The organism is Serratia sp. T13T92 (assembly GCF_047530105.1).
In the GTDB taxonomy this organism is placed as follows: domain Bacteria; phylum Pseudomonadota; class Gammaproteobacteria; order Enterobacterales; family Enterobacteriaceae; genus Chania; species Chania fonticola.
Genome location: NZ_JBLJAK010000006.1, coordinates 224,004 through 236,023, shown reverse-complemented (window position 1 = coordinate 236,023; position 12,020 = coordinate 224,004). Strand labels below are relative to the sequence as shown.

The following is a 12,020-nucleotide window of genomic DNA, read 5'->3' as shown; positions in this document are numbered from 1 at the left end:
GCACCCGTCAGCAGACGGTGACCACCGACGAGAACGGCATCGCCTCTCTGCCGGTGACCAGCGATAAAGCGGGCAGCGTGAAGGTGGAAGCGGACGTGGGCGGCGTGACCAGCAGCACCGACCTGAGTTTTGTGGCGGACAATGCCACGGCGACCATCGACGAGAACGGGCTGACGGCGGAAGCGGGTAACACCGTGGCCAACGGCACCGATGTCAACACCGTGCAGTTGCCGGTGAAGGATGCGAAGGGCAACCCAGTGCCGGGCTTTGACGTCACCTTTACCGTGACCAACCCGGACGGTTCTACCCGTCAGCAGACGGTGACCACCGACGAGAACGGTATCGCCTCTCTGCCGGTGACCAGCGATAAAGCGGGCAGCGTGAAGGTGGAAGCGGACGTGGGCGGCGTGACCAGCAGCACCGACCTGACCTTCGTGGCGGACAGCAGCACGGCCAAGATCGACGAGAACGGCCTGTCGGGCAAGCCAGGCAGCACCGTGGCCAACGGCAGCGATGTGAACCTTGTGCAGTTGCCAGTCAAGGACGCGCAGGGCAACCCAGTGCCAGGCTTCGACGTCACCTTTACCGTAACCAACCCCGACGGCAGCACCCGTCAGCAGACGGTGACCACCGACGAGAACGGCATTGCCTCTCTGCCGGTGACCAGCGACAAAGCGGGCAGCGTGAAGGTGGAAGCGGACGTGGGTGGCGTGACCAGCAGCACCGACCTGAGCTTCGTGGCGGACAGCAGCACGGCGACCATCGACGAGAACGGCCTGACCGGCAAACCGGGTAACACCGTGGCCAACGGTACCGACGTCAACACCGTGCAGTTGCCGGTGAAAGATGCGCAGGGTAACCCGATCCCGGGCTTTGACGTCACCTTTACCGTGACCAATCCGGACGGCAGCACCCGTCAGCAGACGGTGACCACCGACGAGAACGGCATCGCCTCTCTGCCGGTGACCAGCGACAAGGCGGGCAGCGTGAAGGTGGAAGCGGACGTGGGCGGCGTGACCAGCAGCACCGACCTGAGCTTCGTGGCGGACAGCAGCACTGCGACCATCGACGAGAACGGCCTGACCGGCAAACCGGGTAACACCGTGGCCAACGGCACCGACGTCAACACCGTGCAACTGCCAGTGAAAGACGCACAGGGTAACCCAGTGCCGGGCTTCGACGTCACCTTTACCGTGACCGAGCCGGACGGTTCAACCCGTCAGCAGACGGTGACCACCGACGAGAACGGTATCGCGACTCTGCCGGTGACCAGCGATAAAGCGGGCAGCGTGAAGGTAGAAGCGGACGTCGGCGGCGTGATCAGTAGCACCGAACTGAGCTTTGAAGCGGATATCAGTACGGTAATGATCAATACAACCAATGGACTGGTTCTTGAAACAGCTGGAAAAACGATTGAAACACAAAAAAGCGAGGATACGCCAAGCGAGCTTTCTACTCACAATCTGATCGTAACTATGACAGATAAGAATGGAAATATTATCAAAGGTAAGGCTGGTGCCCTGGATGTCACCTTTACGACTACCGGGAGTGCAAGATTTATCGGCGATAGCACTGTCACCATTGATGAGAATGGACAGGCCAGAATTGGGATCGTTAACACGGCAGAGGAAACTGTGACGGTTAATGCTCAACTGAATGGTCAATCATCTAACAGTGTCCCTGTAAGCTTTAAAACAGTGGTGAAAAGTGTTGCGCTCAGTAAGCAAGACATCACGTTGACTAAATACTTTGGTACTAACGTGACTGCAGAAGCGGTGTATTCAGACGGTTCAAAAGTCGATATTACCAAAACCGGCTCTTGGAAGAGCAGTAATGCGAAAATTAGTGTTGATGGCTCAGGGAATGTCACTTCAGCGGATGAAAATGAATCAGGTAAGTTGTCTGTAACCTTTGAGGGGATGACTGCGGAAACTGACGTGAGCGTGATTGTGGCCAAGACGAGTGCAATTATTGGTACCAAGACAGCATACACTACGCTGATCTCGAAAGAGAAGTACCCATCCCTGACATTCAGGAGCGCGGCAGTGGTCGACGGTTTCTACTCAAATGGGAGTCTGATTGCGGGTGGCCCAGGTGGACAGGCGTCTTCCGAGGTTCTTGAACTGGACAAGGTGACATCTATCACCGGGTACAGTGCGAGGGTGGCAATTACAGGGTTACCAGATCAGTTACTGGAAATGTTGACATGGAAGGACGGTGCCGATCATAAGGTTGGTTCGTCAACGGGAACGGCCTATACCGCAACCGTATCGGATACGATCTATGGGGTTATCGTTTATTCGACAGGAACAAATGGAGGTTCAGGCGTCTTTGTTTCAGGCCTGCAGATCATCTATAACTAAAGCTAAGGTAGTTGCAGAGGCGGGGGCTTGTCCATAAAGGGTATTTAATGAGACAGGCTCCAGTATCTGCTTAGTCAAGGCCGCTATTTGAAGCGGTGTTCTTAAGCGAGGCTCCCTATAAGGGGGCCTTTTTTAATGCTACATACCCGTTGCTTGTCAAGTTCAAGGGGCTATGGCCTGCTCGACCAAGAGGTATGGCACTTTAAAGTAAGGTATTAGTCAATTACCAATGAAACCTTATCCCGCTAGCTTGGTGTAATGATATGATATTGAAAGACATTGTTGAGAGGTGAACTGATTCTGTGAGATAACAAATTGTTGCGTTTACATTTTTGGGTTCAGCATCTAGGCTTAAAGTTATTCACTCTCGAGCTGTTATTTAGTTTGAAAATAGACGGTGGCCCATGAAAGAACTTCCAAAAATCAATCAGCTCAGGGATTTTCAGGCGATTATCTATTACGGAAACATCAGAACCGCTTCACAGGCTTTGTTCAAAACCCAGCCTGCTATGACCAAAAGTATTCAGGAGTTAGAGCGGATTTTGGGGGTATCCTTATTATCCCGAGGGCCGCAGGGCATGGTTTTAACCAAGATGGGGCGTGTATTTGAACATAGGGTTAACACGCTACTTAACGATCTGGAAAGAGCCGTAGATGAGTTGCATCAATTGAGTCAACAATCTCAGGGTAACGTAGTCTTTGGTTGCTCACACTTGCCTGCTTTAAGTGTGCTCCCTTCGGCTAGGGCGATTGGACTTTTTTATTGGTATCGCGTCACCTGAAATATCAATGAGTGAGTTTATTGTCGAGCAACCGATCAACGCGGAATTCTGTATTATTGCCAGAAAGGGGCACCCTCTCTCTCATTGCCGCTCATTAAGCGAATTGCAAGGGGCAAAATGGTATTTCCCCAGTACCAGAACCGGATATTATAAAGAACTAGAGAAATTTATTTTCCCAAATGGGAAAACGAGCAAGGATATCGTGATTTATGGAGACTCATTGAGCATTGGTGAGCAAATGGTGTTAAATGAGGATTATTTTTTCATTGGCCCCAAGGCAGTTTTAGGTATTTCTTATGTAAAAGATCTTATCACCGAGATACCTATAAAAGAAAAATTGCCGGATGCCCTATATGTTCTGATTCACAGACAACAACATGGGCTGACTCCGCTGGCTAAACAGCTGATGGATGAAGTCAAAGCGGCGTGTTTAAAACTTCTCTCTGGTGAGAATTGATACTACGGAAGATTGTTCCTCGGTACTGGCTATCCAAGAAGATGCGACCTAATTTGATCGCACCTTCCTTGACCAGACAGAGTCTTTTATAGTGGGAAACGTAATATGGCGTTAAGATCGGCACCGGAAGGTAAATCGTCGCTGCGTACGGCTAAAACTCTTGCTCCGGTAGCCATCGCTCTTTTGGCAATCTCATCAATTAAATCGTAGGCGTCATCCTCATCGTTGTCACTGAAAGTGATTAATCCCTGTTCATCAATGGTGCCTTTCAGCTTGCAGTCGAGGTTAATCAGTAGCAAATCAATGGCGCCGAACGTGGCTGCTCTTGCCGCATCTGAAAGATCCTGAGTGACCCGGCGTTCTCCTAAGCGTGTTTCAAAGCGCGAGGCTAACGCGTTCAATTGCTCCTGATAATAGTTATCCATTAATGGCCGCACCAACGTTACTAATTCAGAAGTACCAAGGTGCTCAGCATTTTTGAAAAGCGTTTCCTCTGCCAGGTTAGCCAATGAGTTTGTTGAACGGTAGATCGAGGCCAGCGGCTCGGTACTGACAAGGATAAGCGGAGAATCATGTCTGGCAAACAGTGGACGTAATGCCTGGTCAATTTTGCGAGTATATTGCGCCAGTCGCACTTTGTGATGTGTCGCGCCATGGTGGTGGTCATTCAATGCTGCATCCCCCATGGCATCCTTCATGGTGGTGGGCATCTCTGGCACTGTCATCTCTTCTGCGGGAGCATCAGCAAAAAATTCGATCAGGCGCGTCTGGTTTTCCGAGAGGGCAAGGATGTAGGCCGAATGTGGGAAGGTTAACGCACGCAGTAGCGGTTTAAGGTAGAAACGTTTGCCCACCTCAAGTCGATTAGATAGCTCATTGGCCAGCCGGTAAGTTCGGATACTGTCTGGTGTTGCAAGCACCGCCAGGCTGCGTGCATGCAGGTCCCAAAATGACTCATCTTCCAGCACAGAGCGAAGCTGTTCTTCCAACAAGGCAACACGGCGTTTATCCAGGCCGCTGTCTGCAACCTGCAGCAACGCCTCCTTGATGAAGTTACCAAGTTGAATTTTACTGGCCTCTAAGTGCTGGCGTAGAGGCGAGGTTTCAAGATAAATCGAGATACAAGCATCCGCATGAATATCAGCTAAATAGGAATATTCTTCACGGCTAGGGATATCAACATAAAGCATGTGCACCTCGCAAAATGACAATATTATTTAGGTGGTACGGCTTCTTTGGGGTCTTTCCGCTAACATCTGTGGTGAGAGCCTTAAGCAGACAAACAGCCCGTACCTTAACAATAGTTGCTTCCTTGATGACCGGGGGACAATCAGGTGTTTTTTTATGCTGTTTTAATGAGGTACTCGTAACCCGGATCGCTTGATGTCATTCCTGTCACCTCTCAGAAAAGCGGTTGGGATGAACGAGCAAAAGCATGTTGCCGTCGTCTGCGAGCTTATACGACTTGTATTACGGTTTAGCTGCTCGGATTTTTTGCGTCAGTGGAGCCACAGACAGGCCTCCTGGGGAAGAGGTTTCGAGGCTGGCGCAGTCGGCAGGGCACTAATGATGTCCAAACCTAGAGTCACAGGTTGAATTTCCCGACCCAAGGGCTATTCCGGTCGTTTGACCACAGTTGTAACAGCATTTCCTTGAATCGTTCTGCTGCCGGGCTAAGTGAGGCCTCACGGCGTTGAATCAAACCGAGTGTTCTTCTCACCACCGGTTCAATCAAGGGGCGACTCACCAAGGTAGGGTGGTCATCTTTGGGCATGGCCAGGCTGGGAAGTGCCGCAATTCCCAAGCCCGCCTCAACCAGCCCCAACGAGGTAGAAAGATGGCGAACTTCGTAAAACCAATTCGGATCCCACTTGGTATTCTCCAGGGCTTTCTCAATGAGAAGGCGATTACCGCTGGAACGTCTCACACCAATAAGTGGGTACCCATCCAATTCCTCCCACATCACCAATGGCTTTTGAGCCAAAGGATGGTCTCGTCGACAAGCCAGCACAAAGGGCTCATTAACTAACGGCATAAATTCAACGTTTGGATGTGTGACATTGATCATGTTAATGCCGAAGTCAGCATCGCCATTTAGCACCGCTTCCAGGCAATTATTTGTACCGTGCTCAAGGATCCGCACACGAATATTTGGATAAGAGGCATTGTAGTCACGAATAACGGTAGGTAGGAAATAGAATGCGGCAGTAGGCAGACAAGACAACGTGACTTTCCCAACCTGGTGCGAGGCCATTTCTTTAATATTCAACACTGAATTTTCAAATAAATTGAGCAAATTCCGTGCATTAGGTAAAAAACTCTTGCCGACAGCGGTCAGACTGACCCGGCGAGTAGAACGTTCAAACAGCGGCGTACCCAGGCTCTCTTCCAGCTTTTTAATTCTGCGCGTTAGCGCGGGTTGAGTGACGTTCAGCGCCTCAGCGGCCTTGGTAAAGCAACAAAATTCTGCAACTTTTACAAAAGCTTGGATCCCTTGTAGCTCATGCTGCATCGCTTAACCCTAAATGAAGAAAGAGGCCTGTTTAACCCCAATGATAGCATCGGTATTAATGTCAAAATCGAATCAATCTCCCGATTTTCGGCATTAGAGTAATTGATCACCTTATGGGAATCTTGTGTCATCAAAAGTTGTTCACTGCCGAGATGATTAATTATGTTGCAGATCCCTTGTGTGCTCATGCGTGGAGGGACCTCTAAAGGTCCCGTATTATTGGCCAGTGATTTACCTCAGGAACGTGAAGCAAGAGATGAAATACTCTTGTCCTTGATGGGGGCCGGTCATGAACTTGAAATCGATGGTATCGGTGGTGGAAGCCCGCAAACCAGTAAGGTGGCGATAGTGAGCCCATCGACCAGCGCTGATGCTGATATCGATTATCTGTTTGCACAGGTGATGGTAAAAGAGCGGCATGTGGATACCACGCCAAACTGCGGCAATATGCTGTGTGCCGTTGGGCCTTTTGCTATTGAAAAGGGGTTGGTGGTTGCTACCGATCCCGTGACCCGGGTGCGAATTCGTAATCTCAATACCGGCACCCTGATCGATGCTGATATTCAGACCCCTGATAAAATTGTGACCTATGAAGGCGGTACCACGATCGATGGCGTGCCAGGTAGTGCGGCACCGGTTGGGCTGACTTTCTTGAATTCTGCCGGCTCCAAAACGGGTAAATTACTCCCGACAGGTAAGGTCATCGATGTTATAGAGGGTATCGGTGTGACTTGCATTGATATGGCTATGCCCATGGTGTTAATCAACGCCCGCGATTTAGGTAAACGCGGTGATGAATTGCCACAGGCATTAGACGCGGATAAAAACTTTCTTCAGGCGCTCGAAAATATCAGATTAAAAGCCGGGTTGGCCATGGGGTTGGGCGATGTCAGTAAAAAGGTGATACCTAAACCGGTATTATTAAGTGAAGCTAGCGCAGGTGGCACCTTAAAAGTCCGTTATTTTATGCCCCATAATTGTCATAAATCATTAGCCATTACGGGCTCAGTAGGCATTGCTACCGCCTGCCTGATGCCAGGGAGTATAGCCAATCAATTCGTTGACCAACCGGCGGGTGTCTTTCTCGAACACGTCGTCATTGAGCACCCCAGCGGAAAAATTGATATCTCTTTGGTTAAAACAGGGAGTGAAATGGAAAGTGTCCGTGCCTCAGTGATAAGGACTGCCCGAAAATTATTTGTTGGCAATGTGTGTGTGGCTGAAGGGGATTTAGAAACGGAAGACGCTTATTGATTTCGTATTGCGTCAATGAGTAGATATGTTTTATTTAACTGTGATTTATCTCTCTGTACCTACACTTAATATAAATTTGAGGTCATAATGACTGTGTCCAAATCGGCTGATCTGCCAGGAAAAGGCAGCGGTGTCAGTGCCAGAAATTATTATCGCGTAATACTGGCCCTGGCTGTCTCAGGGTTGGCTGAACTAGCCTCTTTATTTTTTATACAACCTCTGCTTCCTCGTTTAGCCATTGAGTATGACGTTGCCGTTAGCCATGTCAGTATTATTCTCTCCGCGGAGACCGCGTTATTGGCGATAGGCTTGCTATTTACCGGCACGCTCTCAGACCGATTTGGACGGAAACGGTTAATTATAGTGTCGCTGTTTACCGGGGGCGTACTCACTCTCCTATGCCCCCTCGTTGAATCCTGGGCGTTGTTGGTGATGCTACGCGGTGTTATTGGGTTGGCGCTCAGCGGTATAGCGGCAGCGGCGACCGCTTATATCAGTGAGGAAGTGGCTCCCGTCGTCGCTGGGGTGGTCACCGGATACTTTGTATTTGGTAACTCGATAGGCGGTATGTCAGGACGTGTTCTAGCCAGCCAACTCATTGACTATGTCTCCATCGACATCATCTTCTACGGCTTTGCCGTGCTTTTGATGCTGGTCTCGTTGATGGTGTATTTTGTCTTGCCGGAGTCTCAAAAATTCCAGGCATCAAAAAGTATAAATTTCACCCGTGTTCTGAAAGAAGGCGCGCAACACTTTAAAAATAAAAAGTTGGCGCTAATGTTTGTCGTCAGTTTTATTATTTTTGGTGTATTTACCTCTTTGTATAACTATCTTGCTTTCTTCTTGGCTAAAGAGCCGTTTAATGTGTCACATGCGCAAGCTGGATTGATTTCATTCAGTTTTGCTTTGAGTTTCTTCACTGCACCACAGGCAGGGCGTTTATCAGCGAAGTTTGGTGGAATGAAAGTATTGGCTGGCCTTTTCGTGATGATGATTATCGGGATGTTGCTGACGTTGACACAAAATACTGCCGTATTCATTGTTGGCGCAGTCATTTTTACCGGATGTTTCTTCGGCTGTCATTCTATCGGCTTAAGCTGGGTGAGTAAAAATGCGACCCATTCTCGTGGACAAGCAACGGGGTTATACCTGTTCTTCTACTACATGGGCGGCTCGGTAATCGGTTATTGCAATGGACAGGTTTTTGCCACATTCGGCTGGCCAGGGATGACAGGGTTCATTATCGCCTTGCTGGGGATTGGGATTGTGGTAGCCAATTATTTAGGGGCTGTGGGTAACATCCAACTTGTCCCCGCCAAGAGTAATGAATAGCCCCGTTTTTAAGCAGTGAATTATTATTGCCGGCAATGAGCGTGTTTCTTGCCGGCCCAGGAAAATCCAATAGGCGCTTTTATGAAACTCGCAAGCTATAGCCACGGTGGTCAAAAAAGTTACGGTATTTATACTCCCAACGGCATTATCGATCTGGGGGATAGAATTGGTGCGCGGTACCCCACTTTGAAATCATTGTTGGAAGGTGATTCTCTTGCGTTGGCTCGTGAATTTATCCGTTGCCAGCCTGATATTTCTCTCGATGATCTTACCTTCCTGCCGGTCATTGAACAGCCAGGTAAAATCCTTTGTGTCGGCATGAATTATGCGGAGAAACGTAAAGAGTTTAATGAACAGAACCCAGCACCCACGTTATTCGTCCGCTTTGCCGACTCTCAAACCGGCCACGATACCGATGTCATCAAACCTGGGTTAACCAAGGAGTTTGATTACGAAGGTGAGTTGGCGGTCATTATTGGTAAATCAGGTGAGAACATTGGCCGTGAGCAGGCCTTTGAGTATGTCGCGGGTTACAGCTGCTATATGGACGGCTCTGTACGCGATTGGCAGCACAGTTGGTATACCGCCGGTAAGAACTGGCGTAAAACCGGCTCTTTCGGGCCTTTTCTCACTACGGTCGATGAAATTCCCGATCCCCACGCTTTATCTATCCGTACCTATCTGAATGGCCACTTGGTCCAGGACGACCATACCAGCAGCATGATCTACAAAGTCGCTGAATTAATTGAGTACATCAGCACCTTCACCTTCCTCAGCCCTGGTGACGTCATCATCACTGGTTCGCCGGGTGGGGTTGGGAAAAAACGTAATCCTCCACTGTTTATGAAATCGGGGGATTGTATCGAAGTAGAGATTGAAAACATTGGCCATTTACGCAACTCAATTGTTGAAGCCAGTTCACGATGCAACATTCCTGCGTAATAAAACGGGCTCCAGAACATCAGCAGAGATGTCAAAAAGGTGGGAGTGACGTTATGGACGGCAGCCTGGGAGTACCCTTGATGGATATCATTGACTCCGTTGAATTTGAAGTGATTTCAGTTACCGATGATGTCGTTTGGATCGGAGAGATACACTCGTTTTTACAGCATTGCCATCTGGGGGTAGATCGGGACATTGAGCTGTTTGTCATTGCCCGCAAGGGCAAGAACATCATCGCCTGTGCCGGTTTGGCTGGTAACACTATCAAGTGTGTGGCCGTGGATATTGCCTGGCGTGGGGAAAAGCTCAGCGTACGGATTGTCGAAGAGGTGGCTAAGCTGGCCGCCCAGCGTGGCAACATACACCTTTTCTTGTATACCCGCCCTGAAAATAAGATTTTCTTCCGCGGATGCGGTTTTTTCCCGATAGCTGAGGTTCCAGGTATCAGCGTGTTGCTGGAAAACACGCCGGTGGGTATAGCCCGGTATCGCGCCTCGCTCCAGCCGTTCAGGAAACCGGGCGAGCGTATCGGTTGTATCGTGATGAATGCCAACCCCTTCACTCTTGGTCATCGTTATTTGGTCGAGCAGGCACTGCAAGCCTGTGATTGGTTGCATATCTTTGTCGTAAGTGAGGATGTTTCACTGTTCCCGTTCGCGCAACGGTTGGAAATGGTAAGCCAAGGTGTGGCCGACCTCAGTGGCCTGACGGTCCACCCCGGCACTTGTTACATGATTTCCCGGGCAACATTCCCCAGTTATTTCCTCAAAGAACAGAAGGTGATTAACGAAACCTATTCAGCGATGGATCTGCTTATTTTCCGCCGCTATATCGCGCCTGCGTTAGGGATCACTCACCGTTTTGTCGGCACGGAACCCCATTGCGCAGTCACAGCACAATATAACGATGCCATGCATTACTGGCTGGAAGGCTCAGACAACGCAATCTCACGGGCAATAAGCGTGGTGGAGATCGACCGTAAAACCACCTTGAATGGCCGGGCGATTTCCGCTTCCGATGTACGCCAGCTATTACGACAACATCAGGCCGAGGCTATTGAGGACATTGTGCCCAAGACCACGTTGCCCTATCTACAATCCTATTGCTTACCGGTCTGTACATCCTGAAATGCGTTCATCAACCGTCAATAAGGTTACCCATTTTACCAATGTCTCGAGGCAGGAATTCATACCATGAAAATAACTAAGGCGGCTCTGGCTGGCACCTTTGAGTCCAGCGATTTGTTGGTCAAGGTGAGTCCGTCAGAGGGAGGGCTGGACGTCGTCATTAACAGTGAAGTGTTCAAGCAGTTTGGTGAGCAGATAGCGGCAGTCGTGCACCAAACCCTGAAGGCGCTAGATGTCACGGATGGGCTGGTGATCATTGATGACAAAGGTGCGCTGGATTGTGTTATCCGAGCCAGGGTTCAGTGCGCGGTGTTACGCGGTACGCAGGAAGAGACGCTTAACTGGGAGGTGTTGTGATGAAAAAGTTGCGTCGAAGCATGTTATTTCTCCCCGGTTCAAATGCGGCCATGTTGTCGACTGCATTTGTGTATAAACCGGATTCAATCATGTTTGACCTGGAAGATGCGGTGTCTCTGCGGGAAAAAGACAGCGCCCGTATTTTGGTCTTTCATGCACTGCAGCTCCCGATGTATCGCGACATTGAAACGGTGGTACGCATCAATCCGCTAAATACGCCATTTGGTTTGAAAGATTTGCAGGCAGCCGTTCGCGGCGGTGCTGATGTAATTCGTCTGCCAAAAACCGACAGCCCGGATGATATTTACCAACTGGAAAATGAAGTCGCCCGCATTGAAGAGTCTTGCGGTCGCCCTGTGGGATCAACCCGTTTGATGGCGGCGATTGAATCGGCTGTTGGCGTAATCAATGCGGTGGCAATTGCCCGCTCTTCTCCACGTCTGATGGGGATTGCTTTGGCCGCGTTTGATTATGTGATGGATATGCAAACTGAACGGGGTGACGGAACCGAGCTGTTCTATGCCCGTAACGCGGTGCTGCATGCGGCTCGGGCGGCAGGAATTGATGCATTTGATGTGGTGTATTCCGATATCAATGATGAAGCGGGTTTCCTACGTGAGGTGGATTTGATCCGCCGGATGGGCTTTAACGGCAAATCCCTGATTAATCCCCGCCAGATAGAGTTGTTGCATAACGCCTACGCGCCGACACAGGAAGACGTGGATTACGCAGTGCGGGTGATTGCCGCCGCAGAAGAAGGTGAACGTGCAGGACTTGGGGTCATCTCACTGAATGGGAAAATGATTGATGCCCCGATCATTAATCATGCCCGCATCGTACTCGATCGCGCCCATGCATCAGGTGTACGTCAATGATGATTAAACGGAACCAACG

At 49.8% G+C, this 12,020-nt stretch carries 11 protein-coding genes; 9 read left to right on the top strand and 2 right to left on the bottom strand.

The window, feature by feature from the left end:
• From ACMV5I_RS09575 to ACMV5I_RS09565, 3 genes are all read left to right on the top strand, one after another.
• Positions 1–2,363, top strand: a 2,363-nt coding sequence (locus ACMV5I_RS09575; protein ID WP_414824203.1) for an Ig-like domain-containing protein, incomplete at its 5' end; no start/stop codon positions are given.
• A 404-nt stretch (positions 2,364–2,767) separates the two neighbouring features.
• Complete coding sequence (locus ACMV5I_RS09570; protein WP_414824202.1) at positions 2,768–3,145, top strand: LysR family transcriptional regulator; 378 nt, start codon at positions 2,768–2,770, stop codon at positions 3,143–3,145.
• 7 nt (positions 3,146–3,152) lie between these two features.
• Positions 3,153–3,602, top strand: coding sequence for a LysR substrate-binding domain-containing protein (locus ACMV5I_RS09565; RefSeq protein WP_414824201.1), 450 nt, complete (start codon positions 3,153–3,155; stop codon positions 3,600–3,602).
• A gap of 86 nt (positions 3,603–3,688) precedes the next feature.
• Here ACMV5I_RS09565 and ACMV5I_RS09560 read toward each other — a convergent pair whose 3' ends face one another.
• Together ACMV5I_RS09560 and ACMV5I_RS09555 are read right to left on the bottom strand one after the other, a co-directional pair.
• Entirely contained in the window at positions 3,689–4,792 is a 1,104-nt protein-coding gene (locus ACMV5I_RS09560; protein WP_414824200.1) for a hypothetical protein, read from the bottom strand.
• A gap of 395 nt (positions 4,793–5,187) precedes the next feature.
• Entirely contained in the window at positions 5,188–6,114 is a 927-nt protein-coding gene (locus ACMV5I_RS09555) for a LysR family transcriptional regulator (protein ID WP_202673002.1), read from the bottom strand.
• A gap of 162 nt (positions 6,115–6,276) precedes the next feature.
• On the opposite strand from ACMV5I_RS09555, the gene ACMV5I_RS09550 reads away from it, so the two are divergent.
• The 6 genes from ACMV5I_RS09550 to citE all read left to right on the top strand — a co-directional run bounded on the left by ACMV5I_RS09550 (position 6,277) and on the right by citE (position 12,001).
• Positions 6,277–7,368 carry a 4-oxalomesaconate tautomerase gene (locus ACMV5I_RS09550; RefSeq protein WP_414824199.1) on the top strand — a complete coding sequence of 364 codons (1,092 nt, stop codon included), beginning with the start codon at positions 6,277–6,279 and terminating at the stop codon, positions 7,366–7,368.
• Positions 7,369–7,455: 87 nt separating this feature from the next.
• Positions 7,456–8,700 (top strand): MFS transporter, encoded by a 1,245-nt coding sequence (locus tag ACMV5I_RS09545; RefSeq protein ID WP_414824198.1) that lies wholly within the window; start codon positions 7,456–7,458, stop codon positions 8,698–8,700.
• 81 nt (positions 8,701–8,781) lie between these two features.
• A complete protein-coding gene (locus ACMV5I_RS09540; protein WP_202673003.1) occupies positions 8,782–9,642 on the top strand; it encodes a fumarylacetoacetate hydrolase family protein in 861 nt (286 codons plus the stop codon).
• 80 nt (positions 9,643–9,722) lie between these two features.
• Positions 9,723–10,769, top strand: a complete 1,047-nt coding sequence (citC, locus tag ACMV5I_RS09535; RefSeq protein WP_414824197.1) for a [citrate (pro-3S)-lyase] ligase — start codon at positions 9,723–9,725, stop codon at positions 10,767–10,769.
• A gap of 66 nt (positions 10,770–10,835) precedes the next feature.
• Positions 10,836–11,126 (top strand): citrate lyase acyl carrier protein, encoded by a 291-nt coding sequence (citD, locus tag ACMV5I_RS09530; RefSeq protein WP_024531089.1) that lies wholly within the window; start codon positions 10,836–10,838, stop codon positions 11,124–11,126.
• On the top strand, positions 11,126–12,001 hold the full coding sequence (gene citE, locus ACMV5I_RS09525) for a citrate (pro-3S)-lyase subunit beta (RefSeq protein WP_024531090.1): 876 nt from the start codon (positions 11,126–11,128) through the stop codon (positions 11,999–12,001). Before citD ends, citE begins: the two co-directional genes overlap by 1 nt.
• The last annotated feature ends 19 nt before the right edge of the window (positions 12,002–12,020 follow it).

Coding starts and splice junctions, on each gene's coding strand:
- ACMV5I_RS09565 (WP_414824201.1), top strand. CDS start 3,153: ATGAGTGAGTTTATTGTCGAGCAACCGATCAACGCGGAATTCTGTATT.
- ACMV5I_RS09555 (WP_202673002.1), bottom strand. CDS start 6,114: ATGCAGCATGAGCTACAAGGGATCCAAGCTTTTGTAAAAGTTGCAGAA.
- ACMV5I_RS09570 (WP_414824202.1), top strand. CDS start 2,768: ATGAAAGAACTTCCAAAAATCAATCAGCTCAGGGATTTTCAGGCGATT.
- citD (WP_024531089.1), top strand. CDS start 10,836: ATGAAAATAACTAAGGCGGCTCTGGCTGGCACCTTTGAGTCCAGCGAT.
- ACMV5I_RS09540 (WP_202673003.1), top strand. CDS start 8,782: ATGAAACTCGCAAGCTATAGCCACGGTGGTCAAAAAAGTTACGGTATT.
- ACMV5I_RS09560 (WP_414824200.1), bottom strand. CDS start 4,792: ATGCTTTATGTTGATATCCCTAGCCGTGAAGAATATTCCTATTTAGCT.
- citC (WP_414824197.1), top strand. CDS start 9,723: ATGGATATCATTGACTCCGTTGAATTTGAAGTGATTTCAGTTACCGAT.
- ACMV5I_RS09550 (WP_414824199.1), top strand. CDS start 6,277: ATGTTGCAGATCCCTTGTGTGCTCATGCGTGGAGGGACCTCTAAAGGT.
- citE (WP_024531090.1), top strand. CDS start 11,126: ATGAAAAAGTTGCGTCGAAGCATGTTATTTCTCCCCGGTTCAAATGCG.
- ACMV5I_RS09545 (WP_414824198.1), top strand. CDS start 7,456: ATGACTGTGTCCAAATCGGCTGATCTGCCAGGAAAAGGCAGCGGTGTC.